Annotated in this window: 13 protein-coding genes; 5 read left to right on the top strand and 8 right to left on the bottom strand. The window is 42.1% G+C overall.

Annotated features, from left to right (window positions below; genetic code table 11):
• Positions 1-12 precede the first annotated feature (12 nt).
• From JMN32_RS01850 to JMN32_RS01840, 3 genes are all read right to left on the bottom strand, one after another.
• The gene (locus tag JMN32_RS01850; RefSeq protein ID WP_202854579.1) at positions 13-9372 is read right to left on the bottom strand and encodes an RHS repeat-associated core domain-containing protein; all 9360 of its coding nucleotides are present in this window, start codon (positions 9370-9372) and stop codon (positions 13-15) included.
• 96 nt (positions 9373-9468) lie between these two features.
• Complete coding sequence (locus JMN32_RS01845) at positions 9469-9705, bottom strand: hypothetical protein (RefSeq protein WP_202854578.1); 237 nt, start codon at positions 9703-9705, stop codon at positions 9469-9471.
• A gap of 3 nt (positions 9706-9708) precedes the next feature.
• Positions 9709-10023, bottom strand: coding sequence for a hypothetical protein (locus JMN32_RS01840; protein WP_202854577.1), 315 nt, complete (start codon positions 10021-10023; stop codon positions 9709-9711).
• A 438-nt stretch (positions 10024-10461) separates the two neighbouring features.
• Here JMN32_RS01840 and JMN32_RS01835 point away from each other — a divergent pair, with 438 nt between their 5' ends.
• Complete coding sequence (locus tag JMN32_RS01835) at positions 10462-10896, top strand: helix-turn-helix domain-containing protein (protein ID WP_202854576.1); 435 nt, start codon at positions 10462-10464, stop codon at positions 10894-10896.
• 3 nt (positions 10897-10899) lie between these two features.
• Here JMN32_RS01835 and JMN32_RS01830 read toward each other — a convergent pair whose 3' ends face one another.
• Together JMN32_RS01830 and JMN32_RS01825 are read right to left on the bottom strand one after the other, a co-directional pair.
• The gene (locus JMN32_RS01830) at positions 10900-12156 is read right to left on the bottom strand and encodes a tetratricopeptide repeat protein (protein WP_202854575.1); all 1257 of its coding nucleotides are present in this window, start codon (positions 12154-12156) and stop codon (positions 10900-10902) included.
• A 104-nt stretch (positions 12157-12260) separates the two neighbouring features.
• The gene (locus JMN32_RS01825; protein ID WP_202854574.1) at positions 12261-12452 is read right to left on the bottom strand and encodes a hypothetical protein; all 192 of its coding nucleotides are present in this window, start codon (positions 12450-12452) and stop codon (positions 12261-12263) included.
• A 1309-nt stretch (positions 12453-13761) separates the two neighbouring features.
• On the opposite strand from JMN32_RS01825, the gene JMN32_RS01820 reads away from it, so the two are divergent.
• Together JMN32_RS01820 and JMN32_RS01815 are read left to right on the top strand one after the other, a co-directional pair.
• Complete coding sequence (locus JMN32_RS01820) at positions 13762-14943, top strand: P-loop NTPase family protein (RefSeq protein WP_202854573.1); 1182 nt, start codon at positions 13762-13764, stop codon at positions 14941-14943.
• Between the two features lie 113 nt (positions 14944-15056).
• Positions 15057-15287 carry a hypothetical protein gene (locus JMN32_RS01815; RefSeq protein ID WP_202854572.1) on the top strand — a complete coding sequence of 77 codons (231 nt, stop codon included), beginning with the start codon at positions 15057-15059 and terminating at the stop codon, positions 15285-15287.
• A gap of 65 nt (positions 15288-15352) precedes the next feature.
• Here the strand turns inward: JMN32_RS01815 and JMN32_RS01810 are convergent, their stop codons facing one another.
• Both JMN32_RS01810 and JMN32_RS27460 read right to left on the bottom strand, forming a co-directional pair.
• The gene (locus tag JMN32_RS01810; RefSeq protein WP_202854571.1) at positions 15353-15616 is read right to left on the bottom strand and encodes a hypothetical protein; all 264 of its coding nucleotides are present in this window, start codon (positions 15614-15616) and stop codon (positions 15353-15355) included.
• 24 nt (positions 15617-15640) lie between these two features.
• Positions 15641-15772 carry a hypothetical protein gene (locus JMN32_RS27460; RefSeq protein WP_262896689.1) on the bottom strand — a complete coding sequence of 44 codons (132 nt, stop codon included), beginning with the start codon at positions 15770-15772 and terminating at the stop codon, positions 15641-15643.
• A gap of 375 nt (positions 15773-16147) precedes the next feature.
• Here JMN32_RS27460 and JMN32_RS01805 point away from each other — a divergent pair, with 375 nt between their 5' ends.
• Positions 16148-17125: a phospholipase D-like domain-containing protein gene (locus JMN32_RS01805; protein WP_202854570.1), complete on the top strand. Its 978-nt coding sequence runs from the start codon at positions 16148-16150 to the stop codon at positions 17123-17125.
• 18 nt (positions 17126-17143) lie between these two features.
• A complete protein-coding gene (locus JMN32_RS01800) occupies positions 17144-17506 on the top strand; it encodes a hypothetical protein (protein ID WP_202854569.1) in 363 nt (120 codons plus the stop codon).
• Between the two features lie 89 nt (positions 17507-17595).
• Here the strand turns inward: JMN32_RS01800 and JMN32_RS01795 are convergent, their stop codons facing one another.
• Positions 17596-17844: a hypothetical protein gene (locus tag JMN32_RS01795; protein WP_238354309.1), complete on the bottom strand. Its 249-nt coding sequence runs from the start codon at positions 17842-17844 to the stop codon at positions 17596-17598.
• Positions 17845-17931: the final 87 nt, after the last annotated feature.

Below are 17931 nucleotides of genomic sequence, written 5' to 3'. Positions count from 1 at the left end.
TATTATTTACGATTATCTTCCCCAAATTGACATTCCTCCTACGCCATCTGGATGCATTGTATTCCAAAATATACTCCCGGATGTATGTTGTACTTTAGGAACTAATTGCATAACTCCCGTACCAACGTCGTGATGCCATACCCAATTAGTAGGTGATTTCCCTAATATATTACCTGTTGGTGAACGAGGAATTGATATGCCCAATTTAGACGTTGAATTTGCGAATGTCGCATCGGAAGTCATTGCCTTGCTTAAAGCGGTATTGGCTGCTTTAAAGTGAGAGTAATAACCTTTACCTGGATAAAGATTACTTGCTAACTTGGTTTCAAAGGCAACAGAATAGAATCTTCCTGTCGGAACACTCTCTCTGACGACCTCCTTAGCCGTTACCGCTACCTCATCCAAATATAAAGTATTTTCGAGAAAATCACCCCCGTCTATCTTCATTCCATTTGCTCCTAGCGGATCTTTCGGCAGCGCTGCTTTTGGCGCTGTACTGGACAATGGAGCCTTTTTAACCTCGCTTAGCGGCATAGGTAAAAGCTCAGTATCAGGAATTTCAGGTCTGGCAATAGTAGGTACGGTAGGTGCTACTACAGGGCTTGGAGAGCCAAACGCACCCGTCCAGAAATTTCTTCCGTGATACAAAGCACTAATCCCCTGAAAACTTCCTCCTATGAATCCGCCGGCTGCAATACCAATTGCATAGTCCTTAGCCGTCATGTAAGGATCACCGAAATACAAGGAATTTCCCATGCTTTGTATCGGCATGGATGCCGCCGATCCGGCCATACCCCCGATAGAGCCTGCTATAAAGCCTCCGGCTCCGGCAGCTGCACCACCCATAGCCGTAAAAGCCGCTCCCCCGGTGGCAGCACCTACAGCCCCGGCCACTGCGCCAATACCAAAGGCCACAGCAAAATCACCAGCACCGTCAATCTTATTCCAGTGCATCGCTACATTGATCGCACCGCCAATGACCGCCCCAATACCAATCGCAATTAAGGGGACGATTTCCCCCGACGGGTCAGTAAAGTTAGCAGGATTGTTTGCTATGCCCGTATAAGGGCTATGGAACTGCCCCTGCGGGTCTACGGCATAAAACCGGCCCAGGTCACTGTCATAAAACCTTGCCCTGTAATTATGCAGGCCCGTTTCTGCATCATATTCCTGACCAGTATAACGGTAAACATTAGGAATAAACCCTTCTTCCTGCCTTACAATATTGCCAAGTACATCATAATCATAGCGTGCATCCACTGTACCACTTGCCGTGACTACCACCCGCGTAGAACCCAGGTGATCCCTGCTATAGAACTTCACCTGCGGTACAGAAACCTGCTGCACTGAAAAATCATCGAAATATACCTCGCTATATTCACGACTTTCATTGCTCACATAGACCACCGCAAACCCCTCACGGTCGGCCACCATCTCCAGCTCTATGACCTCATGCCTGCGATCAGTGCCATCCTCATAAGCCCCTTCGGTAATCGGCTTATAACCATAATTTACCGGGTTCATATGCTTGTCAAAAAAGATGTAATTCAGGAACGCTTGCGGCACACCCTTCTCATCCGCCTGTAGCCCTGCCGCCCCTATGGAAAGCGCATTTTCAAAAGCCGCCTGAAACAAATTACCTTCCGCCCCGGCAGGGATACCAAGCGATTGCACCAGCTCCGCCGCCAATGCAGCAGGCACAAAACTTTTGTTGTTTTCAGGAGCCTTCAGGTACTTGGCAGATACAGTCATCTTCACCGTATCACCATGATAGAGTTGCAGCATCTTCGTTACCCCAACTTTCTTACCCGCTTCCCCGGTAAGCTTCAGGGCATAAGATGCACCCTTTGCTTTCGTGGCATTGAAAAGACTGGCATTGACAATAGGTGCCTGGCGGTAAGATTCACCAAATTCCAGCTCTTCATCTGCCCGTTTATCTGCTTCAAAAGTAGCGGTACTCGGCGCAAAGCCCGCGTTGGCATAAGCCGTTACCGTTTTAGAAGCGATCAGCCCCGTAAGCCCATAAATAAAATACCTTGTATGCCAGTCCCCTGCATCAATCCGCTCCTTCTCGATCATGGGATAATCATTCATGCCCCTGACATATAAGGTATAATGTGTATCGCTGCCATCATTGGGAACCGTGGTCTTCATCACGCGCTCACCATCCGCGCTATAGCGATAGCGTGCCACACCACCCTCATAAACCGTACTTAACGGCTTATTGAAATAGCTGTCATAAGTAATGTCACTTAATTGTTTGGTCTGCGAACTGGTAATGTTACCATTGGCATCATAGCTGAACTGATCCGTGCTGCCGGAAATGCGGCTTACCCGGTTGGTGTTGTTATAATAGCTGTAATGCTGCTGCGTACTGCCTTTTTTTATACGAAGGATATTGCCGTTAGGATCATAGCCGGTGGGGCTCCCGACCCCAATGTCCCAATTATTATCCGCACTGTTGTCACTCACCACAAGCCTGCCTAGCTTATCATAGCGGTACGCATAATAATAGCTGGCCGGTGCCCCCTTAAGGGTAGAAACACCTTTATAGTTATAAGTCGTTCGGGCTATCAGTCCTGAATGATAAGCGTCCCCGCCATAGCCATTGGCACTATAGCTTATATCCTCCCTGAAATACGGATCATCAATTTGTACCAACTTACCCGTGCCATCATATTTGAAATTACGGACAAAGCTGTTGTTGTTCAGCTTCTCCTGGCTCAGCCCGCCATTCAGGCCATAGGTATAAGAGGCGTAGGTTTCAGGTGCATCGGTTTCACCAATAGCAACCAGCCTGCCCAGCCTGTCATAACTATAATTCAGGGTTCCAAAGCCAGGCACCACCTCTTCAATCAGGGAACCGACGTTATTCCTCGCGTAGCTCAGTGTTACCGTTTCCTCACTGTAATTATTAACCCGCAGCCCTTTGGTTTTCACGCCGTAACGGTCATACGTGAAATACTCATTTACAGCATCGTTATTACCCTCGTAATAGGTTGCTGTCCTGATCAGCTCCCCGCGGTGGAAAACATCATTCCCAAAAGCGGTTTCATAAGTATGGTATTGCCTCACTTGCGTATCGGAAACCGCCGGACCAGCGCCATTAGCCAGGCTTTGAAGTGCGCTTTCATTCCACGTTCCCGTATAGATACCGCTTTCAATCACACGCCCTTCCTGGTCATATTTTAAATAGCTGATGATGCCTTTGCCATCCTTAGAAAATACCAGGCGGCCTGTGTTCTCATTGTAAAGAGACTTTGTAGTACCCTGGTCCGGGCCGTTTTGCTGTTTCACCCGGCCTAAGAAGTCATAAGCATACGTCTTGATATAAGCATTCCTGTCCACCTCATTATTCGGCGGGTTGTGGAAGTTGGGCGGATAGACCTTAACCAGATGACCATAAGTGTCATACTTATAAGTAGTCGTGGCATAAATTGTATGGCCATCCACCCAAACTTTACCATCAGCGTATGTCAGTTTTAGATATGATTTATCATTTAGTAACGTTGCCTGAGCATCGGCCACTGAGGGAGCAGGGCACGTAATACGGCAATACTTGTTATTGAAACAGTAGTCCGGGTTATAGGCAATAGGCGTACGACAATCATAATCGTAATACCTGACCGGTGTCGGCCCGCAACTGATCCGACAATTCTGAGCATTGAAACAATAATCAGGATTGTAGTCTATCGGCGTGCTGCAATCATAATCGTAGTAAACAATATCCGGGACACATAATATCCGGCAGTTGTTTTCATCAAAACAGAACTTGGGATCATATTCGATGATCGTGATACAATCGAGATCGTAATATAATGTCGGCTCCGGCAATTCAAAAATTACCGTCGCGTAATAGGTCTTATTGGCCTGCGCCTGAAACGTGCCAGACACATTGACCTCTCCATCCACAATATCTCCAGCGCCCGGCGTAGTACCTATTTTTACCCGAGTTTTATAAGTCTCCACATCCGCATAAGCATAGCTTACCTCACTGTTGAAAGGGACAGAAAACGCATGACTTTGCCCGCTCATTACAGTCTTATCCGTATAATGCGTTTCCTGGTCTGTACCGATAACAGGGCCAGCTTTTTCCAAAATTACATTGCCTGCCAGATCACTCATGGTAATTTGCTCGCTACCATCAGGAGAAAAAGTTTTTACCACGCTGTATTTACCCCCCGGATAGCCCAGATCAATATCCGAAGTGGTGAGATATTCAATACTTCCGTTTTTACCCGACCCCAACTTATAAGTAGCCCCAGGGCTGCTTTTTTCTAAAACCCTGCCTAACGGTGAAGTTTCATGCCGGGTGGCGCTGTAAGGGTAATAACCGTCATTGTTCAATTCCCTTACCTCACCATACATGTAACCGTTGCTACGGTTATAGCTAGTGATAAAATCCGGACGATAACCAAAATCCCCTGTTACCCGCGTAAGTTTTGCGGTGACATCGCCCCGTCCGAGCGCATCATAAAGCTGCTGGCTGACCAATAAAGTGGTGTCACTTTCCTTGCCCTGCTGTTGCAGTACTTTACCCGCAGCATCCAGGTAGGTAGTGCTTTCTATAGGATCAGCATAGACTACCACATTATCGATAGCATATGCACTGGCACTGCCATAGCTGTAGTGGAGAAAGCCGATCTTTTGTATGCCGCTGGTATTAGCCCTTAACGGCAGGTCGTTGAGATAAAGCCTACCGTCCACAAAATAATCAGCCGTACCCCTTTCCGTGTTGACCATGACCTTGATCCGGTAAGTGGTCCCCGCTTTCAGGTTTGTTTTTATAGCGCTCCACTGACCATTATGGGTTTGCAGCTTATTTGTAGAGAAATCGAGCCATACGGCATTTTCAGCACCTCCATTGCGCACGTCCCATCCATCGCCGCCCAGGGCCAGTCCCAAAGCATGGTTATTGCCGGGCTGGATCGTACGCACATCAAATTCTACACCCACGTTTCCCGTTAGCTCCTCTAACATATCCATGTAATAAATATCGGCCTGCGAATTGGTTGCCCCGCCGCTACTGGTTACGTTTAGTTCACCATTTTCAAATTTAAATACAGGTGTTGCCCCGTTGCTGTAATCCTCATATTTCCAGTGCGGGTTATCAGTCGTAAAATCCTCGTAAAACCCGGCATTGGCTTTTATTGTAGTGGTATGCGCGCTGGGTGGGTCTGCGGTATTGAAGCTCCCTGTTTCACGATAGCCGTTATACCCGGCAGAGGTTGAAAACGGTGTACCGTCAATGCCTATGGAAGCCACCGCATAGCCGAGGCTATTATAAAGCTTACGTGTTATCAGTCCTTCACTGCTAATGGAAGCGGTAGCATAGAGGTGGTCTTTCTCATATGAGGTACTGGTAGCATAGGCACCTTCAGGATAAAGCCTGAAATTATCTGCATACATTTTGCCGGAGGTGGCGTATATTCCGTCGTATGAACCCAAAGCATAAGAAGCAAGAGTCTCTATGATCTTTACCCCATCCAGCATCACCTTGATCTTACCACCCTTTCGTACAGTCAGGTGGTGCCATTGCTTATCATTGGTAAAAGTGTAGCTCTCAAGCAGGGTTCCGGTGTAATAGACCTTAATGGCATCGCTGTAGATACGTACCGTGTAGCCCGAGTTTTGAGGTGCATGCGCCGCCGATTGCTTTCCAAAATGATAGGCCAGATAGCCAGCACTGTGGATCAGCTTGTAATCAAACTCTGCAATCTGCTTCTTAGAGGTACTGACAGCTTTATTGCTATAAAGGTTAGCGTTCTGGGAAGTGTTATCAAACCTCATTGTCCCATTGTCAAATTGCCAGTGGGATGAGGCCGTCCAGTTTCCTGAACTATTGGTCAGGTCGTGATCATCGAAATCAGCGCAAAGCACTTCTGAAGGAGCCGCATTATAAACCGTAGCAACCTGAACACCATGGTGGTCATAGACATTCGTGGTGTAACGATTATCCATATCTTTGGTGCTGACAATATTAAAGTCCTGGTCCCTCTCGGTGATGTCAGTTGTGATGAGCCAATCAGACGTTGACGGATCACCATTCCAGGCGCTGAAATCAGGAGAGCCGGTACCTTTCCATGTATAGCTGCGGTAAGGCATCGGAGCGGTAGTTTTTCCGGTATGCGTTTTCCAGCGGGTCGCTGTGCTGGCAATCGTCGTGTTGTTCACTTTTTCACTGGTTTGTACCACCGGCCCCAGGAATGTACCTGTCAGGTTCGGATCATAAACCTCCCACCAGTATTTGGAAAATGTGGTGATGACATCTTTACTACCCGAACTGTTATAGTTTTCGGCCACCATGGTGGCTTTCTGCCCTTCAGTATTGTAAGTGTAGCGGGTTTCGGTACTTAAACCATCCACCTGATTATATTGGTGAACAGGTCTGATATAACGCGACTGGTATTGCAAGCCTCCGGCCTCATTATAATTAAGGAATAAAAATCCTTTAAAGGTTGTTTTGCTGACCGAAACGTTATTACCATCCTTATCATAGCCGTAGGCAGCATAAGTCGTCCCCATCAATGCGCCCAAATGAAAACCGGGGTTGGCCTGTTCATCCGGAAAGGGGAGGCTACTTTCCTCAGAGCTTAAGCCATTAAAGAAATACGTGTCCGTATAGCCGTATGGCGTAGATGAAGCGCTATTACTTCCTGGAATAACCCTTGCCTTATTAAACTGCGCGGTTATACCGCTCACATCCGCCTTGGCCGTGTTGGTGGTATAGCTAAAGGCCGTATATCTTGATTGGTACCCGTCATTGACCTCTACTTTGCTGACCACCTGTCGCGTAATCTGCCCTGAAACCTGACCATCTGCCAGATAGCTCAGTAGCAGGTTCGTTGCCCGGTCAGGACAACTGCCGTTATATGAAGCAATGATCTGACCACTAACATATTGACGGGAAAGCAGGTTAAAGCCATCACAAGGCGGGCCGTCTATTTTCCGGCCTGTTAGTGTGATCAGCCCTGCATCAGCACCGTTGTCAAACTTTTGGATATAGCTGTCACTTCCCGACGTGTAGATAGCGAAAGGCTCCATGCCTATGCCGTAATGGGGCTTGCCACGCAAAGAGGTATTAGAAGTTGTTGCCAGTTGTGATACCGTGCCATTAGCCTGGCGTTTGTAAAATTTGTAATTGTTATAGAACAGCCCATCGGGACCGGCCATTTGCTGATAGCCACCACCACTTACATTTACACTTCCACCCCATGAGTTGGTGTTGGGATTATAGATATTGCGCTTGCCAATGCCGCTATCTTTATCGGTATAAAGAATAATATCCTCACCGTAGGAAGGGGCGCTAAATGCGGCATACATATATTGCATGCCCGAAGTACTTCTCCATTGCCCGCCATCGTAGCGGAAGGCCTTGATCTGCGTTTGAGGGAATTTAAAGGCAACCAGGTCATTCCCCACGATATTTATAATGGCATCATTGTCCAGTATGTCAATATCGGTGCGCTGATTAACGTTGTAATTCTCATCCCAGTTAAAAATAAACTTGTTGCTGTTTAGAAAAATACTTTCACCGATCAATACAGCAAAGGAGTTGGAGGCATACCACCGCACCAAATCCTCAGGGTGCGTATTAACGACATGGCTCTCAGGAAATTTTGCGCGCGTCCATTCACGCTTACCATTGACATGATATAATTCCACATCATCACTGCCGTAGGTACTATGTCGAATGATATAATTATTGGCTGCCGTGTAATTAAAAACCTCTTTATTACCTGTATAAGCAATAACCTTTTTCTCCCAATCGTAGCCATTCCATGTGATGATGTGCAAATCACCGTCTTCACGCTCTCCCACGGCCACGAAATTATCACCGCCCATCAGAGTGGGCTGGCCACTGCCTACATCAACGCTTTGCCCGAAGCTTACCCATTCTCCAGGTCGCTGCGGGTCTTTGTGATAAGCATAAAACGAATAGCTTTGACTGGAATTCTTTTTAAGAAAAGCGAAATAATCCCCCATAGCCACAACCTGAATATCCCTGTAGCTTCCATATTCATAAACTACGTTGTTGATATTAAAAATATCCCGGCTGATCCATCTTCCATCCCAAGTGTGAGCCTGTAGCTTGAATGTTGCGCCGGATTTTTTGGCTTTACCGTCAGCATCCAACTCATGCCAGCCTGCCAGCACAAAATTATTGCCCTGCCATACCGAAGGTGCCCCGAAACCCGTAGGCGCGGTAATGCTTTTAAAGCGCTCCGACTGCGAAAGCGTAACCGGTGCATAATGATAATTGACATTACTTCCCATAGCCTCGGTGATAGAGGATATTTTGCCTATGAGGCCACCTGAACGCTCATATTCAAACGTAATACCGGGCGAGGTTTCTCCGAAGCTGTTGGTAGACTTAATCGCGGTTAATAAGCGTTTGGCGCTATTCCCTGTGCCGAGCAATTCATAGGTAAAGCTGACGGTATTCAGCTTTAACCCGTAAGGGTTGATCACATCAATATGGTGCAGGTATCTTTTTTGGTAAACTTCCTGGTAAGCATCCGGTTCGGCCTTTTCCAAATGAGGTTCTGCATACTCACCCGCCTGCTTATCAGTATAAATAAAGTTGATCTTAGCACCTGTCGGTCCGGCGATCTGGCTAATGTAGCAAGCCTCTGTTTGTTTTTTGCCGCCTGCTAACTGATCAGTAACCTCATACTGAAAGGACATTTTATCACCGAGGCGATTTTGCGTTTCAGACAGGTTCCAGACATAGGCCATCGATGAGGCATTGGAAGTTCGCATGGTGCTGCCAATCCAGTTGTCATGCTTTACAACCCACTGGATAGTGTTGCGATTGCTGTTTTTATTACCGAAAGTCATGATCACACCATCGCCACTAACCACCTTCCATTCTTCAAGCGCAGGGTTATAAGTTATGGCCGTCGCTGATTTTTGCTCTGTCGTGTAATGCTGGATAGCCCCGTTCCTGATCAGTACAAGTTTTTGGCTGACCCCGCCATCCATCAGGTAAAAATCGTCATCTTCCCGTGTACCGGTTTGTTTGTGATCGACAATGATTTTCGGGAAATCCATTTGCCAGCCCAACCCAATCACCCCGGCAGGGGCGTCCTTGTTCCAAACCGCAGCTTGCCGGCTGACACCTGCGGAATTATAAGATATATTGACACTGGGAGTGATGCCGTTTTTACCAGGGAGAGATACGAGGTTGAGTGGAAAGCTGACCTCTCCGGTGAATAGATTGACAGCGCTAACCGCCCCGCCAGTAATGTCGCTACCAAGCTGGAAGCCTGCCTCGGGTGCCTGAGTGGGAGCGTCCCCCTGGCCAAAGCCGGGAATAAAGGATGAAATAATAACAAACAGGGTGCTGATTAGAAGTTTTTGAGGTGTCATGGTTAATTGAAGATTGAAGTAAGATTACTTTTGGAAATGCCGAAAGTAGATATAAATATTATAAATTAAATTAATAAAATTATATTAATTATTGTCTTAATCCATAAGGATTAGATTGTCAAGGAGTTGTGTATATCTTGCAAGTATGTTTTGATATAGGGAACTATCCGGTGGTATTTCCTTAAGCTGGTCGGAACTGATCCGAAAGAAAAGCTTAAGAGAGAAACTTGAAGGTTTAATAGTTCTGTATTCCATATCTATCAATACCACTTTGTTTTTAGCATTGATAAAGTAGTTTCCCTTGAGCCGGTGCGTGTAATCAAAGATTTTCATCACTCAGTTTACCGGCATGTTCACAGGGTCTTTAATCGATAGATGTTGTAGGATATTACGGAACTGTTGCAATTGAGCTACCTGCCCTTTGAGGCTGTAGTGCATGAATTCAAAGGCGCGTTCGTATTCTTTGAGCAGGTCGGCCTTTTTCATGATTTCATACAGGCCGTTTTCATAGATGAGTTGAGCAAAATCCACATTGGTTTTCTCATAACTCCCCGCTAAACGACTCGTGTCCTGCACAAGTTGATTAAGAGCGTCCAGCAATTGCTGGTAGCGCTGCACGGACTCCTCCCATGTAGTGTTTTTGTTTTCCATGTTTTTAATGTTTTAGTGCCATAGTCAGGAGGCTCGTTTGCCTCCTGCTATGGCTAATCAACCTAAACCAACATCAGTTGGATTCTTCAAAATATAGCCGAGCTAGAACCCGGCTCTTATCTGCAAATTCGATAGTACTTTGTCTCTTGCGAAAGCCGACCACATCGTTAAGCTGATTTAGCGGATATTTAGACTCCAATGTCTCAAAGGCCAACCATAATAAAGGAATATGCCTAATTGACCGTACCGCTGCTTTAATCTCTCGATCGTGCCTGCTGTGATGGATCATTTTTAAATACATTTCTGAGCTGAAATTCGGAGAATTAATCACGTTAGACCTCCTGTTGTTATTTATATCATTTTATGTATTTTAGTTGCCTTAGCATTTCAATAATAGATCAAATTTTGATCATTTGCAAAATATTTAAACATTAATGCATGGAAAATTTGTTGACCATCGGGGAAAGGGTACGTTTAAAGCGTAAGGAGGCTGGTTTTACTCAGGATAAACTAGCCAGCTTAACCGGTGTAAGTCGTCAAAAGGTAACTCAAATTGAAAGTAATTATATTAAACCTGACTTTGACTTTTTATATAACTTCATAAGAGTCTGCCGGACAAGTTATGAATTTGTGCTAGAAGGAATGGAAACAGATAAGGTGCGTGACGATGTGAAAGCAAAACCAATTCTAGGATATAGCGAGCTTATTAAATTAGTTAAGCAGATTAAAACATCAGGTTCCGAGAGCCAATTAGATGAGCTTGAGGAAATGGTTATCAGTATCCTAGAACGAAACCATACCTTAAATGATAAAGTAGTGCGTTTGGGTGAGGAGCGGGAAAAGATGCTTCATTTATTCAAATCGAATAAATAAATACTACCAGCTTTCTAACCAGTGCACGAAAATGTTTTCACGTCGCTGGTGCTCCTCAATACGGTTTCTTAGTTTTTTTCTAAGCCAAATAATAAAAATAGCTAATGCCATAAGTGAAATTGTTGCTGCAACACTAATAATGACCCTTAAACGCTTTGCTGATTCAAGTTTTTCCTGCTTTTGCTTTACTTGAATTTCATATAAGGCCAATTGTGCCATATACTGCTTATGCAATTGGTCAAGGTTCGCAACCTTATCTAAAACTTGCTTATGATGCGTTGTTAGTACCCTAAGAAGGGCTATAGCTTCAGAACTTTCCCCCAAATATTCATAAATAAATGATAGCTGCTCATGAGCCATCACATATTCTTGATCTTCCATATTTGTTTTCCCTGGTGCAGCTAAATGAACCACTTGTTCATAGTAGTAAATTGCACTGTCATATTGCTTTTTCACTTTATTTATTGAGCCAAGATTATTTAATAGTCTGAATTCAGTCCAGTGGTCAAAGTTGTCAATATATACTAAAGTCTTTAGAAAATGCTCATGTGCTAGATCATTCATACCTATTAGAGCATACGTCTCACCAATATTGGTTGTGGCTTGCAAGAATCGCTCATCGTAATACGGAGCGCCTTTTACAAGCATGGCAATGGACTCCTGGAAAGTGTCTATGGCATACTCATATTGGCATTCAGCTTTATAAACCAAGCCAATATCATTTAATGTGAGTGAGTAATGTTCAGTATTTATATTTCGATCATAGTATGCTAAAGCCTTCTTATGAAAGTAAAGAGCTGAATCATATTTCTCTAAATAACGAAATGACATTCCTAAATTCCTGCATATTGCTGGTATGGTTTTAACCTCGCCTAATTGCTGTTTAAGACTGAGTGCTTTCAAATAGAATTCAACCGCTTTTCTATAGGAATAACTTTTAAAAAACGTTACGCCTATATTATTAAATGCATTTGATCTAATCGTATCATTTTTAGATTTAAGTGCATCATAAAACATTTTAAGTGCATTGTATTGATTGTCTTTTACCAAATAAATACATCCGGCGAGGTAGCAAGCTTTAGCAAATTCTTCTATATTTTCATTCACTTCTGCGATAGCTATACTCTTTTCCAGTAAATCCAGAGCCTTGGTTTGATCAGATTTAAGAAGTTGTTGTGCTTGTTGGTAGTAATATAATGCATTGTCTGTTTTGGAGTAGGCAGAGAAAGGTAGTAAAATTACTAGGAGCCATTTGGTCATGGTATTTCAGGTGATTGGTTGATTACCTGCAATAGTAGGACCAAATGGCATTTTATAAAATGTGATTATGAATTTGAAGATGTCTTATGTAAGTTTTTCTGGATTCATGAGGGCCATATGATTTCTGGATCGTTGGTCGAACCTCCGTTGTTGTCTTTTGCATCATTAAGCTGGATATTCTCATTGAACAGTTCCTCTTCATTTGAATCACTGCAACCTACAAATATTGAAGAGAAACCTAAAAACGTGAGTACTAGCAATGATCGGGATATCAAGGTTTTAAAGTTATTTTTCATGAGGCTGTTTGTTTTTTTGATTGAACCCTTCAAACGTAAACCATTTGTGGTCCTGAGCCAATCCAAAGTAACTTATTATCTATTGTTAGTAAGGTTTATATAAAATTAATACTCGAATACACTTTTTAATCATATGTAAGTTTTGAACATTATTTTTGAAAAAGGTCTATTTTAATCATAAGGATTGAGAAACGCTTTTAACCGTGACAGATCAATAAATATGTTATACGTTTTACCAGTTAAAGAGTATTATGAGCTATTTTTTAGTAATCGAGTCCTTTTGATAAACTTTCTTAATTTTTAAGGATTTACCTTACATAAAGAAACTTTTTCCGGTCGCATTGGAATATGAGGATGTTGAGAATTGCAGAAAATACTAAAGCATCTACCAGTTGAAAATATTAAAATATTTTACTCCATAGCCTGTATCAATATAAGTAAGAAGGAGGTCTTTTATGTGTTAATCTAGGGTTAAGACTTCCTTCTGCTTTAAATGATTCAAACTTACCTATCTGGCAATTTTTTGGTAACCTGGTTTCTATATCATCTATTTTCAAATATTAAGCAAGCCTTCCATTTTTGGCCTTCTTTGTCACGTCATTGTTTACCTGTAAGTTTTATCCATACTAGTACTATATAGTAATTGTATAGCCAATTTTTATAAGACCAGATATTATATTTTCTTTTTGGTAAAAAATTGCACTTATTTTGTAATATTTTTAACTGTAAGCATCTTGAAAAATATACTGACTTTCTACGCGCCCTCCATGGCTACAAACCTGAGTCCGACATAAGTGATTAAAATTTACTATGATCCCCCTAATTTCTAGTTTCTGAAACGGACCGAAACGGTAGAAAATTTTGACAAATGACTTCGTGTTAAGTAGTGTTAGCGTGTGTTAGTGTTTGTTAGAGTCAAAATAATTTTTTGTTAAAATATTGTATTGATTCATGCAGCATTTTTTAATGACACAAGTTTAATAAAATGATCATATAGGTTATATTTGGGTGCAAATGGCGCTAAAGTGTTCTTAAATGTCCCTAATGTTACTTTTGATCACATTATAAAGTGTATTATTATTTTATTACTATTTCAATAAAACATATAAACACAAAACAATCATTTTTAAATCGTAAAACAAGAACCTATGAAGAACTATTGCAACCCAACCGCAAAATTGATTACGTGATCACAGGTCTGGATAAACATCGCGTCGACCCTGAGACATTCCTATTTTACCTTTATTGAGCGTACTTAGCAGTAATGGTCAGATTTTAAATGTAATAGCATGTAACAGACCGTTTTAAGGTGTTTTACATTGTTTATCCGGACAGGACATCACTATTAGTTTGGCTTATTGCCCTGGGTGAAGAAACCCTGCTTTTTAAGCGCGTTCTGAACATACACGGGAAGGAAAAGACCAGGCAAAGCATTTTACTTTTCCTGAATGCCTTGCAACGTAAAATTGTGGAACGGAAGATTCGGAAGACCAGCCCTAACGCCAACCTGATCGAAGGCATTCAAAAATGGGCGGTCAATACTTATAACAAGATGGGCAAGACCATCCGGGTAAGCATTGATAATAAGACCCTGGAAAGGCTCAGAGAGGTAACAGGCAGTGAGCAGGTACGGGAAAGTGTAAGGCTGTTAAAAAGATATATCGGGATGCATGGTAAGCAGGTAGACAGCGACAAGGCCACCCGGTTGTATAATGCCATTGTCCAGGCGAAGAAGAAAAAGAAAATTACCCAGGCTGACCCCTATTTTAAGTATGTCCAGGAAGTGTCGGAAAGCCTTAAATCCTACGGTTGCCACATGGGAACCGAACCCTTGAAAATTAGTGCTACAGCTTTGCAGGGGTTGCAGGGAGTACTTGGACTGGAGGGACTGGAGCCAGGCACTAGTGCGGGTGAAGATCTTCACCAGGATACACGCATTATCAGCAGTGTTGACCTCATGGGTTTGGAGTTTGAGACTTTAGGGTTTACCGGTAAGTGGCTTGATTTCATAGGTGATCCTACGCCGGGCTTTAGTGTCCTGATCTATGGCGCACCGAAGTTTGGCAAGAGTTATCTGGCGGTTGAGTTTGCCGGTTATCTGGCCGCTAACCACGGCAGGGTATTATATCTCACCAAAGAGGAAGGTATAGGCCACACCATACAGGATAAGGTAAGGGAGAAGGGCGTAGCGCATCCGAACCTGCTTATTGCCAGTGGCTATATTCCTGGTGATCTCTCAGGGTATGACTTTATATTCCTGGACAGTATTACCAAGCTCAAATTATCCCCGGACGACCTGCTACGAATGAAGGAGGAAAATCCGGGTGTATCCTTTGTCTACATTTCCCAAGTCACCCAGGACGGCAGGGCACGGGGCAGTAAAGAGTTTGAGCATGACGTAGACGTGATCATACATGTGCCGGAAAAGGGCTATGCCATACAGAACGGCAGGTTTAACCAGGGCGGGGAAATGGAAATATTTGAACCGTAAATTAATGTATAATCCTGCATAAACCTGTATAGTCCGGTACAAATCAACCTAGTTCGGCATAGTTTGAAAGCAGGGTGAAAATTTCAACCAGGGTTCCCGTAAACTGAAATAAAGTGTTAACAAAAAAATATATAGATATGTTGAAGGAAAATATTAAAAGCGCAAAGACATTTGGAAGAATGGGGGTAGGTGAGCTTTCGGCGGCCTATGATGTAAGTAGAAAAACATTCTATTCCTGGTTAAAGCCTTTTCAACACCTGATAGGAAAAAGGTCAGGGAGATATTACAACCCCAGGCAAATACAAATCATTTTTGATAAACTTGGTGATCCGCCCAATGGGTGATTTAAGTAATCCGGGAAGGCTCACGGTTGGCCTTCCCTGAAAATGCTCCTAACGCCCGCTCCCCTTCATTGTCCTATCCCGTCTAGCTCACTAAATGCCTTATCAAAATCATAGTTTATACGTGGGTTAATTTCAGTGTTTATAAATGCGCTTATGCAATGTATTTTCTCCTCTTTGGCTAGTTCGTCTTTCAGGTAGTCTTTATATTCTCTTTCATCAAACGGATCGAAATGGGTAAAGCAACCTCCATCGGTTGTGTTTAATTTGATCCCTCTTTTTTCAGGTTTCCATAAGTAGTCTTTGTATTTAAATATTCGTGTTGGGTGCAAGGTGATGGCATGGGGCTTACTCCCCTAGAGGGTAACTGCCAGGTCGTCCTTCATTATGAATGGTGAGGTTTTCTGTATGGTGAAACTCATGTTATCTATTTCAATCTTTTGTCCTGCTCTTATGACTAATAGGGTTTCTTTATATTCTTGGTTCATGATATTTGATTTTTGTCAAGGGATAGCTTTATCGTATGTGCATTAGGGAATCATTGATTTTTTTACTCAATATACCCAAGGTTGGGTATTGACAAAGTAGTTCAGCATTGACTAGCTTTAAATTTCGTTCACATAAGCAAAGATGACTTTCCGAAAGTAAATTGTGCTGTTGGGAAAGTTTTAAACGACTGTTGAGCGAAATGAGTGTATTAAAGTGCTGATAAATCCGATTGTTGTCGTTTGTATGCGTTAGTTGATTTAAGTGCTTATATAATGTGAATATGTGCAACGTTGCACATATTCAATTGTTAGCGGCAACCTAAGAAACATATAGCAACGCAAAAACATGAACAAGCCAACTATTAAAACAATATTATGATAGGCAACAATCATTATTCAATATGGGGCATCAAGGATAGCGGTGAAGATATCACACCTGAAATATTAGACATATTAAATAACGCAAATTCTTTTATTATTGTAGGTGGTTACAATTTTACTTTTAAGACTGCTGGTTATACTTTCTTTAGTATTCTTCTTGCAAAAGTTAGACAAGGAGTACCTGTTTTAATGGTGATACCACCTAATCTTACAGGTTATCACAATAATCAACCAGCAATAATTAATTTCTGCTTGACAAATGGAATCGGATTAATACTAAATGGGAACAATCATTCGAAGTGGCTTATGACAGAAAATGATTTGTATTACGGTTCAAGCAATTTTACAGATACAAGTTGGAGACATAGAGTTGAAGTCATTACAATTCATAGGCATCGATACATATTTGGAAGTTGGAAAAGAAGGACATTATTGGATTTTAGATTATTTATTCAACGAGAAATTAATAAGGTTAATCGGAGACCAACCATGACAGCTATTCCTGGGCTCATTGCGAATACAATTGCAACTTGGAATTCCATCAATCCAATGATACTAAGATTAAACCCTTCCATTGAGAAAGTAATTTCATCACTTAAAAATTACAATCAAGTAGAACTGCTCTTAAATAATATAATTGAAAATTGGTTTATGGTTTATAATCCTGACAATTTCAATATCGTTTATGACTTGAATTTTAGTATTCTTGAAAGCATATCACAACTTTGTGATTATGCTTACCAAAATATATTTAATGAGACAATTGAAAACAAAGAAATCTCTGATGAGCAAATTATAAACTCATACAATGAGTATCACAGAAATTTTCAGGTCACAATGACTAATAGTATTAAAAAACTTGAAGAAATCGACAGTGTATTTAAACAAGAGAACAATTTTCAATTGTTTGAAAAAAACATTGCTTTAATTAATGAAGTTGAATCTAGAATAAAGAGAAGTAACAATAACTAAAATGGTATAGCAAATAAAATGGAACAGAAATATATAAATAATCAGCAATTAAGGGAGTTTGTTCAGCAACATGAATTAATGAATAGTCATAGTATTATTCAGTTTAACTCAATTGTTAGTATTACAACTGCAAAAAACAAATTAACTAATGAACAGATGCGAATTATGGTAACATATGATGGTTACGATAGTTATGGACAATTAACTCTTTTAGAAAGTGATATAGACCCTTATTTATTTCCTACTGTGTTTGAAGCAAAATGGCAAAATATAAAACATGTTGATAATGAATATTTGGAAATAAATGGAGTTCATACACAAAACCAAGATATTGGAAAATATATTGTCAAAATAATTCCACTTAAAAGATTAGAGGAATAGGCAGCCGCTAATCGAGTAGACGGCCGTGAGCCATAAGCCCACGGTGCGCCTCTCACACCACCGTACGTACGGGTCTCGTATACGGCGGTTCACTGAATTTCAGGTTTGAATTTCAAATAGTAATCCATCATGCTTTCATACCCTTTCTTTTTGAGCCGTGATAAGGTTATTGTAGTACCTAGAATCGGGCTTTGAGCTACTGCCCATCCACCCATTCGGGTTCTGCTCCAGGCATATGCCTGTCCTTGTTTCACTCCTAATCGAATAAGGTTTTTACGCTTTCTTTCCAGCTTCTTACACAATAACCTATACGCAGTGCCCTTCGGGACACTGCGCATAGCCAAACCGTTAGGTTAAAATGTAAGCACCCCCGAAAATAGGACAGTTTAAAAGTAGAGAAAACAACTTAAATTTGAACTGTTTTT

It is taken from the genome of Fulvivirga marina (assembly GCF_016775155.1).
Lineage (GTDB): Bacteria > Bacteroidota > Bacteroidia > Cytophagales > Cyclobacteriaceae > Fulvivirga > Fulvivirga marina.
Note: the sequence above shows the minus strand (reverse complement) of the source record. Positions and strands in the feature narration are given on the sequence as shown.

Bases quoted from the DNA above. Each gene is read 5' to 3' on its own strand.
- JMN32_RS01800 (WP_202854569.1), top strand. From the start codon at position 17,144: ATGGAACAGAAATATATAAATAATCAGCAATTAAGGGAGTTTGTTCAG.
- JMN32_RS01835 (WP_202854576.1), top strand. From the start codon at position 10,462: ATGGAAAATTTGTTGACCATCGGGGAAAGGGTACGTTTAAAGCGTAAG.
- JMN32_RS01845 (WP_202854578.1), bottom strand. From the start codon at position 9,705: ATGAAAATCTTTGATTACACGCACCGGCTCAAGGGAAACTACTTTATC.
- JMN32_RS01830 (WP_202854575.1), bottom strand. From the start codon at position 12,156: ATGACCAAATGGCTCCTAGTAATTTTACTACCTTTCTCTGCCTACTCC.
- JMN32_RS01805 (WP_202854570.1), top strand. From the start codon at position 16,148: ATGATAGGCAACAATCATTATTCAATATGGGGCATCAAGGATAGCGGT.
- JMN32_RS01850 (WP_202854579.1), bottom strand. From the start codon at position 9,372: ATGACACCTCAAAAACTTCTAATCAGCACCCTGTTTGTTATTATTTCA.
- JMN32_RS01825 (WP_202854574.1), bottom strand. From the start codon at position 12,452: ATGAAAAATAACTTTAAAACCTTGATATCCCGATCATTGCTAGTACTC.
- JMN32_RS27460 (WP_262896689.1), bottom strand. From the start codon at position 15,772: ATGAACCAAGAATATAAAGAAACCCTATTAGTCATAAGAGCAGGACAA.
- JMN32_RS01840 (WP_202854577.1), bottom strand. From the start codon at position 10,023: ATGGAAAACAAAAACACTACATGGGAGGAGTCCGTGCAGCGCTACCAG.
- JMN32_RS01795 (WP_238354309.1), bottom strand. From the start codon at position 17,844: ATGCGCAGTGTCCCGAAGGGCACTGCGTATAGGTTATTGTGTAAGAAG.